19 protein-coding genes are annotated in these 21,159 nt (G+C 73.8%); 12 read left to right on the top strand and 7 right to left on the bottom strand.

The features are described from left to right. Nucleotides 1-113 precede the first annotated feature (113 nt). Nucleotides 114-1,028: a hypothetical protein gene (locus ACZ51I_RS06120; RefSeq protein WP_468871864.1), complete on the top strand. Its 915-nt coding sequence runs from the start codon at nt 114-116 to the stop codon at nt 1,026-1,028. On the opposite strand, the gene ACZ51I_RS06115 is transcribed toward ACZ51I_RS06120, so the two are convergent. Both ACZ51I_RS06115 and ACZ51I_RS06110 read right to left on the bottom strand, forming a co-directional pair. Then, nucleotides 1,009-2,391, bottom strand: a complete 1,383-nt coding sequence (locus ACZ51I_RS06115; protein ID WP_468871863.1) for an SWIM zinc finger family protein — start codon at nt 2,389-2,391, stop codon at nt 1,009-1,011. The genes ACZ51I_RS06120 and ACZ51I_RS06115 overlap by 20 nt on opposite strands. Further along, on the bottom strand, nt 2,388-5,435 hold the full coding sequence (locus ACZ51I_RS06110; RefSeq protein WP_468871861.1) for a DEAD/DEAH box helicase: 3,048 nt from the start codon (nt 5,433-5,435) through the stop codon (nt 2,388-2,390). Before ACZ51I_RS06110 ends, ACZ51I_RS06115 begins: the two co-directional genes overlap by 4 nt. Nucleotides 5,436-5,723: 288 nt before the next feature. On the opposite strand from ACZ51I_RS06110, the gene ACZ51I_RS06105 reads away from it, so the two are divergent. Together ACZ51I_RS06105 and ACZ51I_RS06100 are read left to right on the top strand one after the other, a co-directional pair. Next, a complete protein-coding gene (locus ACZ51I_RS06105) occupies nt 5,724-6,818 on the top strand; it encodes an acyl-CoA desaturase (RefSeq protein ID WP_468871860.1) in 1,095 nt (364 codons plus the stop codon). An 87-nt stretch (nt 6,819-6,905) separates the two neighbouring features. Continuing rightward, a complete protein-coding gene (locus tag ACZ51I_RS06100; RefSeq protein WP_468871858.1) occupies nt 6,906-7,451 on the top strand; it encodes an MOSC domain-containing protein in 546 nt (181 codons plus the stop codon). A 15-nt stretch (nt 7,452-7,466) separates the two neighbouring features. On the opposite strand, the gene ACZ51I_RS06095 is transcribed toward ACZ51I_RS06100, so the two are convergent. The 4 genes from ACZ51I_RS06095 to ACZ51I_RS06080 form a co-directional block, all read right to left on the bottom strand. After that, complete coding sequence (locus ACZ51I_RS06095; RefSeq protein WP_468871857.1) at nt 7,467-8,843, bottom strand: 3-hydroxybutyrate oligomer hydrolase family protein; 1,377 nt, start codon at nt 8,841-8,843, stop codon at nt 7,467-7,469. 142 nt (nt 8,844-8,985) lie between these two features. Beyond that, on the bottom strand, nt 8,986-9,849 hold the full coding sequence (locus ACZ51I_RS06090; RefSeq protein WP_468871855.1) for a hypothetical protein: 864 nt from the start codon (nt 9,847-9,849) through the stop codon (nt 8,986-8,988). Between the two features lie 99 nt (nt 9,850-9,948). Then, the gene (locus ACZ51I_RS06085) at nt 9,949-10,284 is read right to left on the bottom strand and encodes a hypothetical protein (protein WP_468871854.1); all 336 of its coding nucleotides are present in this window, start codon (nt 10,282-10,284) and stop codon (nt 9,949-9,951) included. Nucleotides 10,285-10,573: 289 nt separating this feature from the next. Beyond that, nucleotides 10,574-11,179, bottom strand: a complete 606-nt coding sequence (locus ACZ51I_RS06080) for a class I SAM-dependent methyltransferase (protein WP_468871853.1) — start codon at nt 11,177-11,179, stop codon at nt 10,574-10,576. Nucleotides 11,180-11,340: 161 nt separating this feature from the next. On the opposite strand from ACZ51I_RS06080, the gene ACZ51I_RS06075 reads away from it, so the two are divergent. From ACZ51I_RS06075 to ACZ51I_RS06055, 5 genes are all read left to right on the top strand, one after another. Then, complete coding sequence (locus ACZ51I_RS06075; RefSeq protein WP_468871852.1) at nt 11,341-12,174, top strand: MHYT domain-containing protein; 834 nt, start codon at nt 11,341-11,343, stop codon at nt 12,172-12,174. Between the two features lie 79 nt (nt 12,175-12,253). Then, nucleotides 12,254-15,241 carry a sensor histidine kinase gene (locus tag ACZ51I_RS06070; protein WP_468871850.1) on the top strand — a complete coding sequence of 996 codons (2,988 nt, stop codon included), beginning with the start codon at nt 12,254-12,256 and terminating at the stop codon, nt 15,239-15,241. Beyond that, nucleotides 15,238-15,672: a roadblock/LC7 domain-containing protein gene (locus ACZ51I_RS06065; protein ID WP_468871849.1), complete on the top strand. Its 435-nt coding sequence runs from the start codon at nt 15,238-15,240 to the stop codon at nt 15,670-15,672. The genes ACZ51I_RS06070 and ACZ51I_RS06065 overlap by 4 nt, the downstream gene beginning before the upstream one ends. A 13-nt stretch (nt 15,673-15,685) precedes the next feature. Continuing rightward, on the top strand, nt 15,686-16,102 hold the full coding sequence (locus tag ACZ51I_RS06060) for a DUF742 domain-containing protein (RefSeq protein ID WP_468871848.1): 417 nt from the start codon (nt 15,686-15,688) through the stop codon (nt 16,100-16,102). Then, entirely contained in the window at nt 16,083-16,700 is a 618-nt protein-coding gene (locus tag ACZ51I_RS06055) for a GTP-binding protein (protein WP_468871847.1), read from the top strand. Before ACZ51I_RS06060 ends, ACZ51I_RS06055 begins: the two co-directional genes overlap by 20 nt. Nucleotides 16,701-16,770: 70 nt before the next feature. Here ACZ51I_RS06055 and ACZ51I_RS06050 read toward each other — a convergent pair whose 3' ends face one another. Beyond that, entirely contained in the window at nt 16,771-17,196 is a 426-nt protein-coding gene (locus ACZ51I_RS06050; RefSeq protein ID WP_468871846.1) for a PPOX class F420-dependent oxidoreductase, read from the bottom strand. A 176-nt stretch (nt 17,197-17,372) separates the two neighbouring features. Here ACZ51I_RS06050 and ACZ51I_RS06045 point away from each other — a divergent pair, with 176 nt between their 5' ends. The 4 genes from ACZ51I_RS06045 (at nt 17,373) to ACZ51I_RS06030 (ending at nt 21,050) form a co-directional block, all read left to right on the top strand. Then, complete coding sequence (locus tag ACZ51I_RS06045; protein WP_468871845.1) at nt 17,373-17,786, top strand: roadblock/LC7 domain-containing protein; 414 nt, start codon at nt 17,373-17,375, stop codon at nt 17,784-17,786. 152 nt (nt 17,787-17,938) lie between these two features. Further along, the gene (locus ACZ51I_RS06040; protein WP_468871843.1) at nt 17,939-18,958 is read left to right on the top strand and encodes a DUF6397 family protein; all 1,020 of its coding nucleotides are present in this window, start codon (nt 17,939-17,941) and stop codon (nt 18,956-18,958) included. Nucleotides 18,959-19,007: 49 nt separating this feature from the next. Next, nucleotides 19,008-20,555, top strand: a complete 1,548-nt coding sequence (locus ACZ51I_RS06035; protein WP_468871842.1) for an ATP-dependent DNA ligase — start codon at nt 19,008-19,010, stop codon at nt 20,553-20,555. 51 nt (nt 20,556-20,606) lie between these two features. After that, nucleotides 20,607-21,050 carry a hypothetical protein gene (locus ACZ51I_RS06030; RefSeq protein ID WP_468871840.1) on the top strand — a complete coding sequence of 148 codons (444 nt, stop codon included), beginning with the start codon at nt 20,607-20,609 and terminating at the stop codon, nt 21,048-21,050. The last annotated feature ends 109 nt before the right edge of the window (nt 21,051-21,159 follow it).

Below are 21,159 nucleotides of genomic sequence, written 5' to 3'. Positions count from 1 at the left end.
AGCGGCGGTGGCGACGGGGCGTGCGGTCGGCGATCGTCACGATTCTGTACGGGTCGGGTCCCGCAGCCGGTGAACGCCGGACGCGCCGCCGCGGACCGGAGAACCTGGTCCCTGTGTCCCATCCGCCGACCCCCACCACCACACCTCGCTCGGCCGACCCCGGCGTGGTCGAGCCCCTCGCGAACGACCCCCTCGGGGGCGAGCGCCGCGCGGCCGGCGGCACGTCCGCCTGGTCGGCCCCGTCCGTACGGTGTGGCGCGTCCCGGTCGGGGCCGGCGGCGCGGCGTGCCCGGTGGTTCGGCGTACCGCTCGTGCCGCTGCTCACGGCCACCCTCGTGGCCGGCGCCTTCCTGACCACCCGGGGCGGCGCGGAAGGCGCCGGACTCGCCGACGGCCGACCGGGCGGGGACCCGGCCGGCGCGCCGTCCCCCGTCGTCACCCTCGCGACGGGACCGGCGGCTCCCACCCCGACGGACGGGCCGGGGGCGGCCGGGACGCCGAGCGTCAGAAGGCCCACGGGCAGCTCCACCACGAGTGGCAGACCGACCGGTGCGGCGCCCGAAGACCGCCCTGGGCGGCCGCTGGGCAGCACGTCAGCGGCGCCGTCCCGGACCGCGAGCGACGACCCCGCGAACAGCCCCCGCCCCGCCGGCGACGACCGCTCCCCGAGCGGCCCCGTCCCTGAGCGGCCTGTCTCGTACGAGGCGCTGCGTACCGGCGACTGCTTCGACGTCGACCGCGACACGCCCGGGACGGCCCTCCGGCGGCGCTGCGACACACCGCACTACGCCGAGGTCGTCGTCCAGCCCCGCCTGGTCGGCGCTTTCGCCACCGACGCGGCGGTACGGGAGGCCGCCACCGTGCTCTGCCGCGAACCGCTCCGCCGCAAAGCCGCCCGGCAGCCGCTCGGCACGCGCTGGACGACCTTCGTCCAGTACCCGTACCGGACGAGTCACCTCCTCGGAGCGGATATCGTCACCTGCAGCCTGGCCGCCACCGGCGGCACGCTCAGTCACCCGCTCCGGTAGTGCCGACGGCGAACGCCGCCGCCAGGGCCGCCGCCGGATCATGGTCCGGCGGGCCCGCCGGGGCCCAGCGTGCCCCCGCCTTCAGGTACGGCCACCAGCGCCCGTCCTCGCCGAGCCGCAGCTGCGCGTCCGCGCCCACCACCGTCCACCGCGCGCCGCCCGCCCGCCGCAGCACCGGCCGCTCGTCGTCCGCCCATGCCTCGGCCAGCCGGGCCCCGGCCCGGTCCAGTGCCTCCGCGTCGGGCGTCCACTCCTCGTCCAGTACGGAGAGGGCGGCGACGCCCCCGAAGCGCCACGCGCGCGTGGCGAGGTCCAGCTCCACTCGCGACCTCCCCGAACCGGAGGCGAGCCGCGCCGCGATCCAGGGAGCGGGAGCGCCCACCGCGAGCCGGACCGCGTCCTGAGCGGCCGTCAGACGGGGCCAGGCCGGACCGGTCGCGCCCGCGCCGCCCGTCAACTCCCCGAGCAGCCGGTGTGCGCGGGCCGCCGCGTCGGCCGCCAGGAACTCCAGAGCGGCCGGGTCCACCCCCGGCTCCGGCGGGGTGTCCGTGTCCAGGGAGGGTGACCGGCCGGGCGCGGCCGGGGCGACCGGAGGCATCGGCAGTGGTGGCAAGAGGAACCCCGCCGCGAACACCTCCTCGGCCGGCACGCCGGGCATTCCGCCGTCCCCGTCGGGGCCGTCACCCGGCGTGCCGGCCGTTTCATCAGCGCCCCGCGCGGCCGGCGCGGCGGCCCGTGAGGCGCTGCGCGCCTGCAGCTGGTCGAGGAGGGTCCGCTCGCCACGTCCCCGCATCAGGAGGAGCACGAAGGGGTCCTCGTCCAGGAGGCGGGCGACCTGGTAGCAGAGCGCCGCCGTGTGCGGACAGTGGTCCCAGGCCTCGCAGTCGCACTCCGCGTCCAGATCCCCGATGCCCGGCAGCAGGTCGAGCCCCGCCGCCGCCGCGTCCTCCACCAGGTGCGGCGGCATCTCGCGATCGAGGAGCGCGGCGATGTGGCCCGCGCTGTCCACTGCGAGGTCGAGGAGTCGCTCCCACTGCTCCTCCGAGAACTCCCGCACCAGCACGTCCCCGCGGTACGCCGTGCCGTCACGGTCCTTGACCATCGCGGTGATCCGGCCGGGTCGCACCGAGACGGCGCCCACCGCCCCCGCGCGCGCGTGCCGACGGCCCGCCTTGAGCTGCTGCCCGTCGAGCGCGGTGTCCTCCAGGGCCTTCAGCCACACCCGTCCCCACCACGTGCGGGTGAACCCGCCGCCACTCACCGGCGGCAGCGCCTCGAACGTCCGCTCGTCGTCCCCGTACGCGTGGCCTCGCCCGTGACCGTACTCGTCCCCGTGCTCGCGTCCCTGTCCGTACCCGCTCATCGTCCGTCCCCTCGCAGTCGCACCAGCTCCGCCAGTTCGGCATCGGTCAGTTCGGTCAGCTCCGGCGGGGTGTCCCCGCCCGACCCGAGGACGGATTCCGCCAGCTCGCGCTTGCGCTCGAGCATCGCGGCGATCCGGTCCTCGATCGTGCCCTCGGCGATCAGCCGGTGGACCTGCACCGGCCTGTCCTGGCCGATCCGGTACGCACGGTCGGTGGCCTGTGCCTCCACGGCCGGGTTCCACCAGCGGTCGTAGTGCACGACGTGTTCGGCGCGGGTCAGGTTGAGCCCTGTCCCGGCGGCCTTCAGGGAGAGGAGGAAGACCGGAACGTCCCCGTTCTGGAAGCGGGCGACCATCGCCTCGCGCTCGGCGACCGGTGTGCCGCCGTGCAGGAACTGGGTCCGCACGCCGCGTGCCGAGAGATGAGCCTCCAGGAGCCGGGCCATCCCCACGTACTGGGTGAAGACCAGGGTGCAGGCGCCCTCGGCGAGGATGGTGTCGAGAAGCTCGTCCAGCAGCTCCAGCTTGCCCGAACGGCCCTCGATCCTCGGCCGCTCCTCCTTGAGGAACTGGGCGGGGTGGTTGCAGATCTGCTTGAGGCCCGTCAGGAGCTTCACGACGAGACCCCGGCGCTCCATGCCGTCGGCCTCGGCGATCGCCGCGAGGGTCTCCCGCACCACCGCCTCGTACAGACCGGTCTGCTCGGGCGTCAGGGAGACGGTCCGGTCGGTCTCGGTCTTCGGCGGCAGCTCGGGGGCGATGCCGGGGTCGGACTTGCGCCGGCGCAGCAGGAAGGGGCGCACGAGCGCGGCGAGCCGCTCGGCGGCGGCCGGGTCCTGCCCGCCCTCGACGGCGGCGGCGAACCGGGTGCGGAACGCGCCCAGACCGCCGAGCAGCCCCGGGGTGGTCCAGTCGAGGATGGCCCACAGTTCGGAGAGGTTGTTCTCCACCGGTGTCCCGGACAGCGCCACGCGCGCGCGTGCCCCGATGGTCCGCAACTGCCGGGCCGTCGCGGAGTACGGGTTCTTGACGTGCTGTGCCTCGTCCGCGACGACGAGCCCCCAGTTCCGGGCGGCGAGCCGCTCGGCGTCCAGCCGCATGGTGCCGTACGTGGTGAGCACGAAGCCGCCGTCGGTGAGTTCCTCCAGATCACGTGTCGCGCCGTGGAAGCGGCGCACCGGCGTGCCGGGCGCGAACTTCTCGATCTCCCGCTGCCAGTTGCCCATCAGCGAGGTCGGGCAGACGACGAGGGTCGGTCCGGCGGAGGCCGGGTCGGTCTGCCGGTGCAGATGCAGGGCGATGACCGTGATCGTCTTGCCGAGGCCCATGTCGTCGGCGAGGCAGCCGCCGAGGCCGAGCGAGGTCATCCGGTGCAGCCAGTCGAGTCCGCGCAGCTGGTAGTCGCGCAGGGTCGCGGCGAGCGCGGGGGGCTGCGCGATCTCGGGCCGCCCGCCCTCGGGCTCGGCGAGCCGCTCCCGCAGCCGTTCCAGCCAGCCCGACGCGGCCACCTCGACAGGGCGACCGTCGACCTCGGTCGTGCCGGTGAGGACGGCCGAGAGGGCGTCCACCGGTGTGACCTTGCGGTCCCGTTGGGACCGGGCCCGGCGCACCTCGGCAGGGTCGACGAGGACCCAGCGGTCGCGCAGCCGTACGAGAGGCCGTCCGGCTTCGGCGAGCCGGTCCAGCTCGGCCCGGGTCAGCTCGTCGTCACCGACGGCGAAGCGCCAGTTGAAGGCGAGGAGGGAGTCCGCGGCGAGGAAGGAGGGCAGCGCGGAGGCGCGGGCGGCCCCGGCGGGATCAGAGGCGTCGGGGCGGACGCCCTCGTGGAGTCCGGAGATCCCCGCTTCGGCACCAACCTCCCCTCCGGCCCCTTCATCAGCTCCTGCCGGGCCGATCACCGCGCGGGCCGTGAGCCGGTCGGCGAGTTCGCGCGGCCAGTGGACCTGAACGCCCGACGCCGCGAGGGCCTCGGCCGCCGGGCCAAGGAGCTCCGCGACCTCCTCGTCGGCGAGTTCGACGGTGTCCGGTACGGCCGCCGACAGAAGCGGGGACAGCGGCGGCCAGGCACGGGCGGCACGCCGGAGGGCGAGGAGGGCGTCCATCCGGGCCCGGGGGCCGAACGCGGCCCCCGCCCGGCCGGAGCCCGCCCACACCTCCGCGGCGTCCGCGACCAGGGCCGGGTCGGCGACCCCGTGCAGCTGGAGCACTGCCCGGAAGGCGGGTGCCTCCCGCGATTCGGTGGTGAAGCCGGGCAGTTCGAGCCGGATCGAGAGCCGGACGCCCGCGTCGTGCACCGCCGCCACGTCGGCGGCCCACGCCCGCTGTTCGGGAACGGTCTGCGGCGCGTCGGCCGCGAACGCGGGCCCGCCTGCCGCGAGCGGGGCGGCCGGGGTACGGGGCAGTGTGTCGGCCACCGCGTCGGCGAAGGCCCGGAGCAGCGCCTCGGGCTCGGGCAGCATCAAGGGCTCGTCACCGGACGCGGGTGCGCCGTCGGCCGGGTGCCTCTGGACGGGCAGGGGCACGGCGTGCGCGGCAGGCGGCATCGACGCGGCGAGGGTGCGGAGTTCGGCCAGTTCCTGGGAGCCGAGCGGCCCGGCGTGCCACGCGTCGTGGTCGCCGGCAGTGACGCCGGGGAGCAGGAGACCGCGTGCGACGAGGTCCAGGGCGAAGAGGGACGCGGCGCCCCAGAAGGCGGTCGCGGGGGAGGCGGCGTCCGAGAACCGGGCACGGGCGAGGAACGGCAGGGCGTCCCGTACGGAGAGGGTGAGGGCGGCGACGGTCACGGCCTGGAGCGAGTCGCCCTCGACGACCGTGATCCCGGTGTCGCTCGGGGAAGCGTCGCCGTCACCCGGCAGGGGCTCGCCGTCCGGTGACCAGAAGGCGATCCGTCCGGCTCGGGGCGGATCCGAGGGGAGGAAGACGGCGGAGTGGCGGAGGAGTTCGGGTACGGGGGAGGGGTGCTCGGGGGGTTCCTGGGCGAGGTGCTGAACGGGTTCCTGGGCGGGTTCGCGGGTCGAATCATCGGGTCCGTGCGAGAGCGACAACGCATTCCTCAAATTTGACTACCTGGAGAGCGAGTCGCCGAGGATACCCCAACGGGCCGCCCACGTGGTCGTTCATTCAGGTGATCCACGCCACAGGTGCCGGGCTCTCGCGGAGGGGTAGGGCTCCCCCCACCCCCGCCCCCCGGTGCGCCCCCGCCAGTGGACGGGTGGTGACGCCATGGCCCCGGACGATCACCAGTCCGTACGTTCTCAGTAGGCGCCCACAGAGGGTGCATCCACCGCACCCACGACCCTCGCCTCACTCCCTGACTGAAACCGGAGCCCGCCATGTCCCAGGCCACGGCCACCCTTCCGCCCCCGGCCGCCGCACCTCGCACGGCGCCCGCCCGCGCCAGGGGCGGAAGCGAGTTCACCCCGCTCCTTCGGACGGTCAGGGAACAGGGCCTCCTCGAACACCGCCCCGGCTGGTACGCCCGTGGCATCGTCGTCAACCTCCTCGGCATCGCCGCCGTGGTGGCCGGGCTCGCCCTGGCCGGTCCCTCCTGGTGGGCCCTGCTGCTCGCCGTCCCCCTCGCTCTGTTCTCCGCGCGCGCCGCCTTCGTCGGTCACGACGCCGGCCACGCCCAGATCACCGCCGACCGCAAGACGAGCCGGATCCTCCAGCTCGTCCATGCCAACCTCCTCCTCGGCATGAGCCGCGAATGGTGGAACGACAAGCACAACCGCCACCACGCCAACCCCAACCACCTCGACAAGGACCCGGACGTCGTCGCCGACATCCTCGTCTTCGCCGAGCACCAGACGGCGGGCCGCACGGGCCTGCGCGGCTTTCTCACCCGCCACCAGGCCTGGCTGTTCTTCCCGCTGACCACCCTGGAGGGCATCGCGCTCAAGGTGTACGGAGTCCAGGCACTGATCGCGAAGGACGGCCCGTGCCGCACCCGGCGTGAGCGGTTCGTCGAAGGCGCCCTGCTCCTGGCCCACTTCGCCGGATACGCGACGCTGCTCCTCACGCTCCTGACGCCCGCCCAGGCCCTCGTCTTCGCCCTCGTCCACCAGATGCTGCTCGGCGTGCACCTCGGCATGGCGTTCGCCCCCAACCACAAGGGCATGGACCGGCCGGACGAGCACGCGGACGGCGACAGCTGGGGGCATCTGCGCCGCCAGGTGCTCACCTCGCGCAACATCCGGGGCGGCGCCCTGACCGACTGGTTCCTCGGCGGCCTGAACTACCAGGTCGAACACCACCTCTTCCCGAGCATGCCGCGCCCGAACCTCCGCCTGGCGCAGCCCGCCGTCCGGGCCCACTGTGCCGCGCTGGGTGTCCCGTACACGGAGACCGGCTTCGTGGACTCGTACCGCCAGGCCCTCGGCCATCTCCACGACGTGGGTGCGCCGCTCCGTGCGGAGAGCGCCGAGTAGGGTCGTGTGGCGAGGCGTGATGTGATCATCGGTCCGGGAGTGCGGTTGAGTCGCGGCCCGGAACGGCGGAGAAGGGGACCTCTCACCATGAGCAGCGGTACCGTCACCACGGTCAGCAGCAACGGCGCGTACTCGTTCACCAAGCCCAACAGGGACGGCATCACCCTCCTCGCCGGGCTCGGCGTCGAGGGCGACGTGCACGCGGGCGTGACGGTCAAGCACCGGTCCCGTGTCGAGCGGGACCCCTCGCAGCCCAACCTGCGTCAGGTCCACCTCATCCACGCCGAACTCTTCGACGAGGTCGCCTGCGCCGGCTACGAGGTCGCCCCCGGCGATCTCGGCGAGAACGTCACCACCCGGGGGATCGACCTTCTCGCCCTGCCCGTCGGGACGCTGCTGCACCTCGGCGCGGAGGCCGTCGTCGAGGTCACCGGACTGCGCAATCCTTGTGCGCAGATCGACAACTTCCAGCACGGACTGCTCAAGCAGGTCCTCGGCCGCGACGAGAACGGTGAGATCGTGCGCAAGGCGGGCATCATGGGCATCGTCCTCACCGGCGGGGAGGTGCGGCCCGGCGACCCCGTCCGGGCCGAACTGCCGGCCGAGCCGCACCGCCCCCTCGAGCGGGTCTGAGTCACCCGGGCCCGCTCACTCCTCCAGAGCGCAGGAGTTGACCACGTCACCGCCCGCGGGCCGCGTGATCGTACGGTCAGCGGGTGGCGCCGTACCCTCCTCGACCCAGCGCGTCAGCGCGTCGAACGCGGACCGGTAGCACGGCAGGATCGGCCGCAGCCGCTCCGGATACGTGTCGTAAAGGCCGTCCGTGTGCGTCCCGTCCTGCACCGTGTAGTAGCGGTGCAGTCCGCCGCGGCCCCGCGCGTCGATCATCCCCGCGTACACGTCGGAGTCCGTGGCGATCGGCAGCAGCGTGTCGAGATCGCCGTGGAGCGTGATGAGCGGCTTGCCGATCCGCCCCGTGAGCGCGACCTTCGCGACCGCGCGGTGGACGGACGCCGGCCGGGAGGCGTAGTCGTAGGCGGCGTCCGAGACACAGGGCGCGAAGATCTGCTCCACGCTCCCGCCCGCCGTGGAGCCGGGGCAGGCCGGGTCGTACGAGGGGTCGAACTCGGCGCGGAACAGCTTCTGCGTCAGACCCCAGTAGGCCTTCTCATGGTAGGGCCACAGGAAACGCGAGCCGGGCGCGAAGCCCGCCGCGATCAGGTCCTCGTCCGTGGCCAGGCCCTGGGACCGGGCGACCGTCACCGGCAGGCTCGTCAGGAGGTTCGGGCCGTGAGCCGTCCACAGCACGCCCTCCCAGTCGACCCCGCCGTCGTACAGCTCGGGACGGTTCTCCAGCTGCCAGCGCGTGAGGTAGCCGGCGTTGGAGATCCCGGTCATGTACGTGCGCTCCGGCGCGTGCCCGTAGCGCTGCCGTACGACTTTCCCGGCGGCTCGCGTCAGCTCGGTCACCCGGCGGTTCCACTCGGCGACCGCGTCACCCGGCTCCCGCCCGTCGGTGAAGAAGTCCGGTCCGGTGTTGCCCTTGTCGGTGGCGGCGTAGGCGAAGCCGCGGGCGAGGACCTGGTCGGAGATGAGCGCGTCCGTGGAGTACTGCCGTCGGCTGCCGGGGGCGCCGGTGACGACGAGCCCGCCGTTCCAGTGGTCGGGCAGCCGGATGACGAACTGCGCGTCGTGGGCCCAGCCGTGGGTGGCGTTGAGGCGGGAGTCGTCGGGGAAGTAGCCGTCGACCTGGACGCCGGGCACGCCCGAAGGGTTACGGGTCGCCTTCGCGGCCAGACCGGCCTGGTCCGCGAGGTCCGTGTACGGGGTGCCGGCGAGCCCGCTGGTCGTCAGGTCGCCCAGACAGGCGGATTGCTGGCGCTCGGCGCCGGGTACATGGATGCGGTTCTGACGCGCGCAGTGCGCGGCGGCCGGTGCCTCGGCCCCGGCGGGGCTCGCGGGACCGAGGACCGTGACCCCGGTGAGGAGCGCGGCGAACAGGGAGACGCCTGGGAGCAGGCGCATGGTGAGCCTCCGGTGGGACGACGGGAAAAGGGTGCGGCGCCACATCGTGCGGCGCACCACTGCCGCCGGGCCATGGCTCCGAACCACACCTCGCGTCCTCGCCCTATGGGGACTCAAGACGCGGTGGAACGGGCCGGGGACCTCAGGAGGGGCGAACGGCCATCGCGTCAAGCGCTTCGAGGAGGGCGGGCAGCCGGGGTCCTCGGGCCACGGGCAGTACCTCGCGCGGCAACTCGTCGAGGAGGACGAACGCCATGTCGTCGGGCTTGGCCACGAGCGACCAGCCGGGACCGTCGGCCCGGATCGTCCCGGAGGCCGATCGTACCCGCCCCACCGGAGGGGGCTCCTCCAGATAGCCGCGCAGGTCGTCCAGGGCCTTCCCGACCCCGTTGTACGGGCCGGGGGCTGTGGCCTGGTCCTGTGTCCGTGCGCTTTCCGCCGCCGGACTGTCGGGCCCTCCCGGGGCTTCCGTACCCGGAACCGCCGCCTGTGCCGACGCTCCGTCCACGCCCGCGTCGCCCGCCCGCGCCCGCCAGAGGTCCCATTGAAGCGCCACCTCGTCGGCGCCCAGCCGCCGCTGCGCCGGCCCCCACACCTCGCCGGACGGCGGGACCAGCGGCGCGGGATCGCCCTCCTCCGGCTCCGGGTCGTGCGGGGCCGGGACGCCGGGTGCGACGGTCGCGACGGGGAGCGGCCAGCCGGGCAGCACGGTCACCACCGAACGCTCGTCGGGGGAGAGGTCGTAGGCCATGCCGCAGTCCCAGGAGGAGATCGCCACCGCGACGAGCGACACGTCGTCGACGACGACCGACCAGCGGGCCCCGTGACCGTCCTGGCCGAACACGAGCCCGTACCCCTCGGCGTACGGCTGAAGGCCCAGCGCCGCACAGGCCGCCGGATAGTCGTCACCGAGCACGCTCGGGAAACACCCGGGCGTCAGGAGTGCCGCGGTCAGCACAAAGAGCGCGTCGGCGTCGGCCTCGGCGATCGGGTCCGTCCCAGCCACGGCATCCTCCCCATCTGGTCGTCGGCGCACCTTAACCAGTGGGTAACCCGCACGTCGAGGGTCTCCGCCACGGAACCTCGCCTCTTCGTACCGCTTCCGTCAGCCCTCTCCGGCCCGCGGGGCTGCCGGCTGGTCCCGCAGGCCGAGCAGCGAGCGGGCCACGGTGCTCGGGGACTGGTTCCGTTCCCGGGCGAGAGTGATCAGGGCCCGGCACGCCAGTTCGTTGACACCGAACGAGAGCATGCCGGGGGAGACCCGGTTCGCCGCCTCCTCCGCCCTGACCGGGTCGTCCTCGGCACAGGCGGCCACGTACTCGGCTGCCGCCTCGAAGAGGTTGTGTCCCTGGCGGGGGCGCGGTGGCGCCGGCGCGGTGGCCTCGGGCGCCTTCCGGCCGGAGGGGAGGAGTCTGCGCAGTCTTTCCGGAACGCGTGCCATGGCTCGCCGCCTTTCCCGGGCACGACTGCCCGGCATCTCCACGGTAGACAGTGAAGTGCCGGTGAAGAAGAGGGCGTTGGAGCCCGTGGTGGGTGTGGGGGCGTGTCCGCCGGGCTCGGTCGGTGAGCGGAGGCGGGTCCGCACGCTGTAGCGCGACGGCCTGGCTCCAGGAGCTGCCGCCGACCATCCGCGCGTGCGCCTTCCGGACCCTCGCCCGCAGTGCGCTGCCCTTCGGGAGCCCGACGCCGGACGTGATGGGGTGGTGATGCCGGCGGCGCCGGTGGTGGGCTCAGCCCTCGCGGACGGCGAGCGCCAGAAAACGCGCGTCTTCGTCGACGTAGCTGTCGAGTCGCCAGCCGGCCTCGGCGAGCAGGGGTCGCAGCCGGGGTTCGGCGCGCAGGTCGTCCGGAGTGATCTGCCGGCCGTGACGGGCCGCGAGGGCGGCTCGGCCGATCGGGTGGAACAGGGCGAGGCGGCCCCCGGGCCGCACGACCCGGGCGAGTTCCCGCAGGTCGGCGACGGGTTCGGCGAGATGTGAGATGAGGCCCGCCGCGAAGACCGCGTCGAGCGCGCGGTCGCGGACCGGCAGCCGGCCGACATCGGCGAGCAGCAGCGTCCCGCCACCCTCTCCGGCGCGTCCGGCTCCGATGGCCCGCTCGATCATCTCCGGCGTGAGATCGGCCCCGAGGACGGTGCCGGCGGGACCGACGGCGGCGCGGAGCGGCGGAAGGGCGCGGCCGGTCCCGCAGCCGGCGTCGAGAACCGCGTCGCCGGGGCGCAGCCCGAGTTCGCCCACCGCCGCGGCGTACGCGGGACCGTCGTCGGGGAACCGGCTGTCCCAGTCGGCGGCGCGGGCGCCGAAGAACTCTCGTACGTGCGTGGGGTCATCGCTCATGCACTCATGATCTCGCACTCAGCCGCACCCGGACGGGTGAACGTTCTGAGTGCACGTTCGAGCTCGGCCTGATCGTTCGGGACCATCTCTCTGTCATATTCCAGCAGCTTTCGAAATGCGGCCCTAGTACGCCCCCCGATGCGCACTAGCGTCCCTGAGCCATGGGACACCTGGACCACGCCACCTTCGGCTGGCTGACACCCGCGCTGTCGTACGCGATGGCCTGCATCGGCGCCGCCCTCGGACTGCGCTGCACCGTTCGAGCACTCGACGCGACCGGGCGGTCACGGCGCAACTGGCTGATCACCGCCGCCTCCGCGATCGGCACCGGCATCTGGACGATGCACTTCGTGGCGATGCTCGGATTCGGCGTGACGGGCACCGACATCCGTTACGACGTTCCGCTCACCATCCTCAGCCTCGTCATCGCGATGGCCGTCGTCGGCGTCGGCGTCTTCGCCGTCGGCTACGGACGCGACCGGGTCCGCTCGCTCCTGATCGGCGGTCTGACCACCGGCATCGGCGTGGCGAGCATGCACTACACGGGCATGGCCGCACTCCGCCTCCACGGCCAGGTGCGCTACGACCCGCTGCTCGTCGGCCTCTCGGTGCTGATCGCCGTCGTCGCCGCCACGGCCGCGCTCTGGGCGGCGCTGCACATCCACGCACCCGTGGCCGTGGCCGTCGCCTCGCTCGTGATGGGCGCGGCCGTCAGCAGCATGCACTACACCGGCATGTTCGCGGTGCGGGTCGAGGTCGTCCCCTCCGGCGCGGCGCTCCCGGGAGCCACGGTCATGCAGTTCATCTTCCCGCTCGCGGTCGGCCTCGGCTCGTACCTCTTCATCACCTCCGCCTTCGTCGCCCTCTCCCCGACGGCCGGGGAACGCGCCGCGTACGCCTCCGCCGGACGCCTCACCGAACCCGACGAGCACGCGGTCGACGTCGCACCACCCGGCTTCCGCACGGCGCAGGCGGCCCGTACGCCTCCGAGCTGAGCCCCGATCCCGTTGACCTACCTGCCCACAGACGTACGCCACACCGCACCAGAGACAGACACAGCCGGAACGAGGAGCCATGCGAACTCCCCGCAGGACCAAGGACGCCGAGGCGGCCACGCCGCCGCCACCGGCGACCGCGCGCGGGCGGCGCGCACACGCCGGTCCGCCCGCCGAAGAGCCGGGGGAGCGGCCGCCCGGGGCCTCCCCGACCGTGGGGCACGCAGACGCGAACCCCGTCCGTCCCGCGTTCCAGGGGCTGCGCCCGCGTACGGTCCGCGCCAAGATCGTCTCGCTCCTGATGGTCCCGGTCGTCTCGCTCCTCGCCCTGTGGGGCTTCGCCACCGTCACCACCGCGCAGGACGTCGCCAGACTCCGCCAGGTCCGGCGTGTCGACGCGGAGATCCGCGAGCCGGCGGCGGAGGCCCTCGCCGCCCTCCAGGCCGAACGGCGCGCCGCCGTACGGCAGGTCGCGGCACCGGGAGCCACCCGGGCCGCGGAGCTCAAGGACCGGATCCGCAGGACTGACGAGGCCGTCGACCGGCTCCGCCTGGACGGCGCGCACACCGTCGGCGACACCGGAGACCTGCCCGGCGACGTCGCCGGCCGGGTCAGCGCTTTCGTCGGCAAGGTCGAGGGCCTCGCGCGGCTCCGCACGGCGGCGGCCGAAGGGCGCGCGGACTGGGATCAGGTCTACGAGGAGTACACGGACACCATCGAGGCCGCCTTCGCGGTGGGCGGCGCCCTCACCGCTGTCCAGGGCGCCGACGCGCGCGTACTCCTCGAATTCGGCAGGGCCGGTGAGATGCTGTCCCGCGAGGACGCGCTCTTGAGCTCCGCCCACCTCACCGGCCGGCTCACCGCGGACCGGCTCCGCGCCTTCTCCGGGGCTGTCGAGACCCGGCGCTTCCTCACCGCCTCGGCCACCGCCGACCTGCCCGCCACCGAGCGCACCGCCTGGGCCCGGCTCTCCGCCGGCACCGACCACACCCGGCTCACCCGGGCGGAGGACCTGGTCAGCGCCGCGAGCGCGGGTCGCCCCGCCGCGCAGGCGGTCACCTCCACGGAGTGGGACGACCCCCTCACCGCCGTACGTGGCGGGCTCGCCGCGATCGACACCCACGCGCGCGGTGCGGCGGCCGACCGCGCCGACCCCTTCACCGGTGGCGCCCTCACCGCGGGCGGCGCGGCGGTCGTACTCGGCCTCGCCGCCGTCGCCGCCTCGCTCGTCATCTCCGTACGGATCGGCCGGGGCCTCGTCGTCGAGCTCGTCAGCCTCCGCAACACCGCCCTCGGCATCGCGCGCCGCAAACTCCCCGCCGCCATGCGCCGGCTCCGCGCGGGCGAGGAGATCGACGTCCAGGCCGAAGCCCCGCCCGGGCCCGTCTCCCAGGACGAGATCGGCCAGGTCGGCGAGGCGCTCACCACCGTCCACCGCGCGGCGCTCTCCGCCGCCGTCGAACGCGCCGAACTCGCCAGCGGCATCTCCGGAGTCTTCGTCAACCTGGCCCGCCGCAGCCAGGTCCTCGTCCACCGCCAGCTCAACCTCCTGGACAGCATGGAACGGCGCGCGGACGACCCCAACGAGCTCGGTGACCTCTTCCGGCTCGACCACCTCACCACCCGCATGCGGCGCCACGCGGAGAGCCTGATCATCCTCTCCGGAGCCGCCCCCGGCCGCGCCTGGCGCATGCCGGTCCCCCTGACCAACGTCGTCCGCGCCGCCGTCTCCGAGATCGAGGACTACGCGCGCGTGGAGGTACGCCGGCTCCCCGAGACGGCCGTCGTCGGCGGAGCCGTCGCCGACCTCACGCACCTCCTGGCCGAACTCATCGAGAACGCCGCACAGTTCTCCCCGCCCCACACCAAGGTCCGGGTCAGCGGCGAACCCGTCGGCAACGGCTACGCCCTGGAGATCGAGGACCGGGGGCTCGGCATGGGCAGGGAGACCCTCGCCGAGGCGAACGCCCGTATCGCCCAGTCCGAGGCCCTCGACCTCTTCGACAGCGACCGGCTCGGCCTCTTCGTGGTCAGCCGTCTCTCCTCCCGCCACGACATCAGGGTCCACCTGAGGACCTCGCCCTACGGGGGTACGACCGCCGTCGTACTGCTCCCGACCGACCTGCTCCAGGGCGCGCTGCCACCCGGCCCCGGCGCGTCGGCGATCGGCCCCGACACACCCCACGCCGGAACCCCGCGCGCGGGAGACCCCCGTACGGACGCGTCCGGCGGGCACGGCGGCCGGGCAATGCCGGGCGTTCCGGGTGCCGAGGGCGCACGGACCGTAGGCCGACCCGAAGGGGCGACGCACACCGACAGCGTGCGCGTCGCGCGGGAGCGCGAAGAGGCGCACCGCGCCGAGGCCCGCCGCTTCGGCCGGCCCCAACTGCCGCAGACCGCCTCGACGGGTCCCGCGCTGCCCGATCATCCGGCCTCGCCGGTCGCGCCCGGACGCCGGACCGCCGCGCCGTCGGCGGCCGGCGACCGCACGGGAATCCTGGCCCAGCAGACCGACGGCTCGCGGCCCCCAGGCACGCCGCCGACCCCGCCGGCCCCCCGCCCGCAGCCACCGGCGCGCCCTGCCGCCGTACCCGCACCGGCGCCACGGCCGGAGGCCGGAGCGGAGCCGGGTGCGGAGCGAGGAGCCGGGCCGGAGGCCGGGCCCGGTTCAGCCCCGACCGCAGTCACCGAGCTGCGCCGCCGCGCCGCCTCCGTACCGACGCCCTCGCGGGAGCAGCCGCCCGCCGCACTCTCCGACGCCCCCGGGCACGGCGATGCCGAGGGCGAACTGCCCCGTCGCGTACGGCAGGCGAGTCTCGTTCCGCAGCTGCGCGAGGCACCGGCCCCGACGCCGGTGTCCGCCCCGGCCGCGCCCGGCACGGACGCACGGACCCCGGAACAGGTCCGGGACCGGATGACGGCGTACCGGGACGGATGGCAGCGGGGCGGTGGTCCCGCCCCCGGCACGCGGCGCCCCCTGGGGGCGGGCTCCGGAACCGGCACGGGCCGCGATCCCGGCCACGGCACCGCCCCCCTCGACCCTCGCTCCGAAGGAGACGACGCATGATCGACCATGAGCGGATCTCGTACCACCGGTCCGGCGAACTGGACTGGCTCCTCGACGACCTCGTCATGCGGGTCCGGGAGGTCCGCCACACCGTGGTGCTCTCGAACGACGGGCTCGCCGTGGGCGCCTCCAACGGGCTCAGCCGTGAGGACGCCGAGCACCTGGCCGCCATCGCCTCCGGGTTCCACAGCCTCGCCAAGGGGGCCGGACGCCAGTTCCACACCGGCGGAGTCCGTCAGACGATGGTCGAGATGGACGACGGGTTCCTCTTCGTCGCCGCTGCGGGAGACGGCTCCTGTCTCGCCGTCCTCAGCTCCGCGAGCGCCGACATCGGCCTCATCGCCTACGAGATGGCCCGCCTCGTGAAGCGCGTCGGCGAGCACCTGCACACCCCGCCGCGCCTCACGGTGACCCCGCCGGCCGCCGGCTGACCCGGAGAAGCCCATGAACGAGGACAGCACCGGCGACGGCCCGACTCTGCCGGGCAGCCAGTGGTACGACGCCGACGCGGGACCGCTCGTACGCCCGTACGCGATGACCGGCGGACGGACCAAGCCCGGCCCCAGCAACGTACGGTTCGACCTCATCGCCCTCGTCGTCGTGGACGACGAGCCGCCCGGAGCGGCCGAGGAAGCCCTGCTCGGCCCCGAGCACCGGTCCCTGCTGAGCCTGTGCCGCGCCGAGACGCAGTCGGTGGCCGAACTCGCCGCCGACGCCGACCTGCCCGTCGGCGTCGTCCGGGTCCTCCTCGGCGACCTCCTCGAATCGGGCTTCGTGCGCGTCAGCCGACCCGTACCGCCCGCACAGCTCCCTGACGAGAGAATCCTGAGAGAAGTGATCGATGGCCTACGAGCGCTCTGAGAGCACCGGCGCGGGAGAAGACGCGGACACCTCCGCCCTCGCGCTGAAGATCCTGGTCGCCGGCGGATTCGGCGTGGGCAAGACCACCCTCGTCGGCGCGGTCAGCGAGATCCGGCCCCTGCGCACCGAGGAGCAGCTCAGCCGGGCCGGTGAACTGGTCGACGACACCGGGGGCGTCGACCAGAAGACCACCACGACCGTCGCCATGGACTTCGGCCGCATCACGATCCGCTCCGGGCTCTCCCTGTACCTCTTCGGAACGCCCGGCCAGGACCGGTTCTGGTTCCTCTGGGACGAGCTGTCGCAGGGCGCTCTCGGGGCCGTGGTCCTCGCCGACACACGACGCCTGGAGGACTGCTTCCCGGCGGTCGACTACTTCGAGCACCGGAAGATCCCCTTCGTGGTGGCGGTCAACTGCTTCACGGGCGCGCGTGCGTACGGGGCGCACGACGTGTCCCGGGCCCTCGACCTGGACCGCGGCACACCCGTCGTGCTCTGCGACGCGCGTGACCGGGACTCCGGGAAGGAGGTACTGATCCGCCTGGTCGAGTACGCCGGGCGGATGCACACCGCCCGGCTCCTGGACACGGTGGGCTGACGGATCCGGGCGGGGCGTCGCGCCTCGCCCGTGGGGGTCTGAGGGGAGAGCGAAGCGGGGCGCCGGGGCGTCAGTCGGACACGCCGGCCTCGGCGGTCACCTTCTCGATCCGCATCCGGACGAGGAGTTCTCCCGGGACCGCGTTACGCGCCCCGAACTCCTCCGCCCGGTCGGCCCCCATGTAACGGCCGCCGATCCGGGTGGCCCACAGACGCAACGCGTCCGGATCCTCGCTGAGTTCGACACGGCCACGCAGCGACACGTAGGAGAAGGGCGGTGTGTCGTCGTCGACGCAGAGGGAGGCCCGGTCGTCGCGGGCGAGGTTACGGCCCTTCACCGTGTCCTTGCCGGTGTTGAACACCACGTCGTCGCCGTCGAGCAGGAACCAGACGGGCACGACGTGCGGACTGCCGTCGTCGCGCACGGTCGCCAGCTTGCCCGTACGGGTCCCCTCGGACACGAAGGTCCGCCACTGATCCTCGGTCATCCTCGTCATGGCCCCATCCTGCGGCACGCGTGGGCGTGGTGGAGTGCTTGCCCTGTCCACGACAGTGCGTAAGGCTTGCGGCGATACGGCGATACGCGGACCACGACGGCACCGACCACGAGGCCCTTGAGGACTACCAAGGGTCCGGGCCGAGGGGGACGCACCGGCTAGGGGGAGGACCACTGATGGCGTTGGACAAGGAACTGGACTGGCTCCTGGACGACCTGACCCGGCGGGTCGGACACATACGGCACGCGCTGGTGCTGTCGAGCGACGGTCTGGTGACGGCCGCGAGCAGCGGACTCGCCCGCGAGGACGCCGAGCACCTCGCGGCCGTCTCCTCCGGCCTGCACAGCCTCGCGCGGGGCTCGGGCCGGCACTTCCGGGCCGGTCGGGCGCGGCAGACGATGGTGGAGTTCGACGACGCACTGCTCTTCGTGACAGCGGCGGGCGAAGGCAGTTGCCTGTGCGTCCTGAGTGCGGCGGAGGCAGACGTCGGTCAGGTCGCGTACGAGATGACGCTGCTGGTCAACCGGGTCGGCGAGCACCTGGGCGTGGCGGCGCGGCAGCCCGGGATCCCGGGCGGTGGTGTGCTCTGACGGCTCGGCCGGGGGGGTTGTCCACAGGCGGTTGTCCACAGCTCGTGTGAGTGTCGTGACTCTGCGTTACCTTCTTTCTCGTGGGTCCGAGAGGCCCGCGACCAGGAGAGAACGACGTGGAGAGGCCACGGACGCAGGGGGAGGGCCGCGGAATGACGGTGGACGAAGGCGCGCGCACGGTGGCACCGGGACGGGCGGCGCAGGAACTGGAACTGAGGCGCGACGAGTTCCGGCTCGCGGTCCAGCTCGGGCTGGTGAGGACGGTGTCGGCCGGCGGGGCGGAGCGGCGGCGGATCGAGAAGACCGAGCTGGACCGCCTCAGGGCCGCCCCGGACTTCCCGGTGGGCCTGCGCGAGCGGGTGCGCACGGTCGGTACGGGGGAGGCGGCCGCACTCCTCGGGATCACCGTCGACCGGTTCACCCGGCTGGCGCGGACGGGGCACGTCAGTCCGGTGCGGTTCTCGGTGAACCGCTACCGGGCGGTGGTGTGGATGTATCTGGCACAGGAGGTCGTCGAGTTCGGACTCTCCTGTCCGACACTCCTCACCGGGCGGCTGCCGCTGGACCTCCGTGAGCGGCTCGCCGCGCACGAGGACCGACGGCCCAGGAACTGGCGTGCGCGGCGCCTCGCCCTGCTGCTCCGAGCCGCCGAGGACCCGTGGGGGCGGGCCGCCGCCATCGCCTCGCTGCTCGACCGGGTCCAGGTGGCCGAGGTCGTCGACGATCCCTACGAGCGCACGCACCTCGACCGGCTGCGCCCGCCCCCGCCGCCCGGGATACCGCCGGCGCCGGTCGCGCGCGAGATCGCCGAACGGCTGACGCTGGCAGACGACCCGGACGAGATCCTCTGGCACCGCCTGAGCCTGGCGCTGGCCCTGGACGAGGCGCGCGAGGAGCGACAGGCACCCCATCCCGGAGAAGCGGGGACGCTCGGAGGGGGCGCGGCCGGCGGGGGTGCGGCGCTTGCGAGGCCTTTGGCTCCACCGGTTGCGCCTGTTCCCACGGCGCAGGTACGGCCGGGGCCGGCGCTGGTTCCCGAGGGGCCGGCCGTGGCTCGTGACCGTCCACCGGGCCGTCCGGTGCGCGCGCGGCTTCTGGATCGCTTCCGGTGGGGGAGGGCGGCGGGAGCGGCGCGTCCCCGGCGGCGGAGGCGACCGGTGGCCTGGCCCTGACGTGCCACTCTGACGTGCGGTCGGGGCGCGGAATGGAGAGGATGGGCCCATGCTGCTGGCGCGTGTCGCGGAAGTGTCCCGGGAGGTCGCGGCCGCCTCCGCGCGGTCGCGCAAGATCGCTCTGCTGGCGGAACTGTTCGCCGAGGCCGGGCCGGAGGAGAGTCCGCTCGTCATCGCGTATCTGTCCGGGCGACTGCCGCAGGGACGTATCGGGGTCGGGTGGAGCGTCCTCAAGGAGGTCGTACCGCCGGCCGTTCCGCCCGCCGGGGGGCCCGGTCTCACGCTCGGGCAGGTCGACCAGGTGATGACCGAGCTCGCCGCCGTGTCGGGCGCCGGAGCCCGCGCCGAGCGGACCCGGCTCGTCCATGGGCTGTGGGCGGCCGCCACCCGCGACGAGCAGGAACTCCTGCTGCGGCTGCTGGCCGGCGAGGTGCGCCAGGGTGCTCTCGACGCCATCGCCCTGGAGGGGGTCGCCCTCGCCGCCGGGGTGCCGGCCGTCGAACTGCGGCGGGCCGTGATGCTCGAAGGCTCGCTGCCCCCGGTCGCCCAGGCCGTGCTGGCCGAGGGAGCCTCCGCGCTGACGCGGTTCACCCTGCGGGTCGGCAGCCCCGTGCAGCCCATGCTCGCGCACACCGCCGGGTCCGTCGCCGAGGCGATCGCCGGCCTGGGGCCGTGCGCCGTCGAGGAGAAGCTCGACGGCATCCGTATTCAGGTGCATCGGCGCGGCGAGGACGTCAGGGTGTACACCCGCTCGCTCGACGACATCACCGACCGCCTCCCCGAGGTGGTCGCGACGGCCCGCGCGGTCGCCGCCGACGGGTTCATCCTGGACGGTGAGGTGATCGCCCTCGACCCCGGGACGGGGCGCCCGGTGTCCTTTCAGACGATCGCCGCCCGGGTCGGCTCCCGGTCCGACGTGGCCGGTGCGCGTGCCGCGCTTCCCCTCACGCCCGTCTTCTTCGACGTCCTCGCGGCGGAGGGGGAAGGCCTGATCGACCGGCCGGGGGTGGAGCGCAACGCCGTCCTCGCCCACCTGCTGCCGGAGGCCCAGCGGGTCCGCCGTACCGTCGTCACCGATCCGTCCGATCCCGCGCAGACCGAGGCCGCCGAGCGGTTCTACGCGGACACCCTGGCCCATGGACACGAGGGGGTGCTCGTCAAGGCGTTGGAGGCGCCCTATGTGGCAGGCCGCAGGGGACGGACCTGGCTGAAGGTGAAACCCGTCCACACCGTAGACCTCGTCGTGCTCGCCGTGGAACGCGGCCACGGCCGCAGAACGGGGCTGCTCTCCAACCTCCACCTCGGCGCGCGGACCGCCGACGGCGGCTTCGTCATGCTCGGCAAGACCTTCAAGGGGCTCACGGACGAGATGCTGCGCTGGCAGACCGAGCGGCTCGGCGAACTCGCCGTCTCGGACGACGGATTCACCGTGCGCGTACGGCCCGAACTCGTCGTGGAGATCGCGTACGACGGGCTCCAGGTCTCGACGCGCTACCCGGCGGGCGTCACGCTGCGCTTCGCCCGGGTCGTGAGGCACCGCCCCGACAAACGGGCCTCGGAGGCCGACACCGTCGAGCGGATCATCGAAGGTCACTGACCGCGGTCGACGGCCCTCGCGAGGCGGACGCCCGCGAGGGATGCTGGAGACGTGGCACGACGAGCGCCCGGCGCGAGGAGCGCGTGGCACCACGAGCGACCGGCGGGTCGCGAGGAGATGAGCGACGTGTACGACATGCACATCGACACCGACGTCACCGTGCAGCTCAGCGACTGCGGCAAGGAGGACGCCCAGGCCGTGTTCGACGTCCTCCACCGGGTCTACCGACTGGAGGACATGGAGACACCGAGCCCGCAGGCGGCCACGGGACCGGCACCCACCGTCTGGACCGCCACGTTCGACACGGCCGGCGGACGCCACGAGGAGGTGGCCCCCACCCACCTGTCCGCCATGGTCGGAGCCACGCTCACCGGTGGTTACCGAGCCGTCGACGAGGTCGAGAAGGTGCTCGCCACCGGCTTCGACGTCCAGTCCCTGCAGGCCGTCTCAGGCGACCAGGAGACCGAGGCCCGGCTGTTGCTCGCGTCCCGCTAGCCGGACCTGTGGAGGCTCCGGGCGACGCGGACGGGCGCCGCCCGGGGTTCTCGTGTGCCCGCGAACGGTCGGCGACCCCGCCGAGACCCCCCGTATACACCGTATGTAG

It is taken from the genome of Streptomyces sp. NPDC034084, assembly GCF_055575535.1.
This window is presented reverse-complemented; position numbering and strand designations above follow the sequence as displayed.

What these genes read in the sequence shown, in the direction of transcription:
- ACZ51I_RS06060 (WP_468871848.1), top strand. Translation starts at nt 15,686, where the DNA reads ATGAACGAGGACAGCACCGGCGACGGCCCGACTCTGCCGGGCAGCCAG.
- ACZ51I_RS06055 (WP_468871847.1), top strand. Translation starts at nt 16,083, where the DNA reads ATGGCCTACGAGCGCTCTGAGAGCACCGGCGCGGGAGAAGACGCGGAC.
- ACZ51I_RS06045 (WP_468871845.1), top strand. Translation starts at nt 17,373, where the DNA reads ATGGCGTTGGACAAGGAACTGGACTGGCTCCTGGACGACCTGACCCGG.
- ACZ51I_RS06100 (WP_468871858.1), top strand. Translation starts at nt 6,906, where the DNA reads ATGAGCAGCGGTACCGTCACCACGGTCAGCAGCAACGGCGCGTACTCG.
- ACZ51I_RS06115 (WP_468871863.1), bottom strand. Translation starts at nt 2,391, where the DNA reads ATGAGCGGGTACGGACAGGGACGCGAGCACGGGGACGAGTACGGTCAC.
- ACZ51I_RS06065 (WP_468871849.1), top strand. Translation starts at nt 15,238, where the DNA reads ATGATCGACCATGAGCGGATCTCGTACCACCGGTCCGGCGAACTGGAC.
- ACZ51I_RS06035 (WP_468871842.1), top strand. Translation starts at nt 19,008, where the DNA reads ATGCTGCTGGCGCGTGTCGCGGAAGTGTCCCGGGAGGTCGCGGCCGCC.
- ACZ51I_RS06070 (WP_468871850.1), top strand. Translation starts at nt 12,254, where the DNA reads ATGCGAACTCCCCGCAGGACCAAGGACGCCGAGGCGGCCACGCCGCCG.
- ACZ51I_RS06075 (WP_468871852.1), top strand. Translation starts at nt 11,341, where the DNA reads ATGGGACACCTGGACCACGCCACCTTCGGCTGGCTGACACCCGCGCTG.
- ACZ51I_RS06050 (WP_468871846.1), bottom strand. Translation starts at nt 17,196, where the DNA reads ATGACGAGGATGACCGAGGATCAGTGGCGGACCTTCGTGTCCGAGGGG.
- ACZ51I_RS06080 (WP_468871853.1), bottom strand. Translation starts at nt 11,179, where the DNA reads ATGAGCGATGACCCCACGCACGTACGAGAGTTCTTCGGCGCCCGCGCC.
- ACZ51I_RS06085 (WP_468871854.1), bottom strand. Translation starts at nt 10,284, where the DNA reads ATGGCACGCGTTCCGGAAAGACTGCGCAGACTCCTCCCCTCCGGCCGG.
- ACZ51I_RS06095 (WP_468871857.1), bottom strand. Translation starts at nt 8,843, where the DNA reads ATGCGCCTGCTCCCAGGCGTCTCCCTGTTCGCCGCGCTCCTCACCGGG.
- ACZ51I_RS06040 (WP_468871843.1), top strand. Translation starts at nt 17,939, where the DNA reads ATGACGGTGGACGAAGGCGCGCGCACGGTGGCACCGGGACGGGCGGCG.
- ACZ51I_RS06105 (WP_468871860.1), top strand. Translation starts at nt 5,724, where the DNA reads ATGTCCCAGGCCACGGCCACCCTTCCGCCCCCGGCCGCCGCACCTCGC.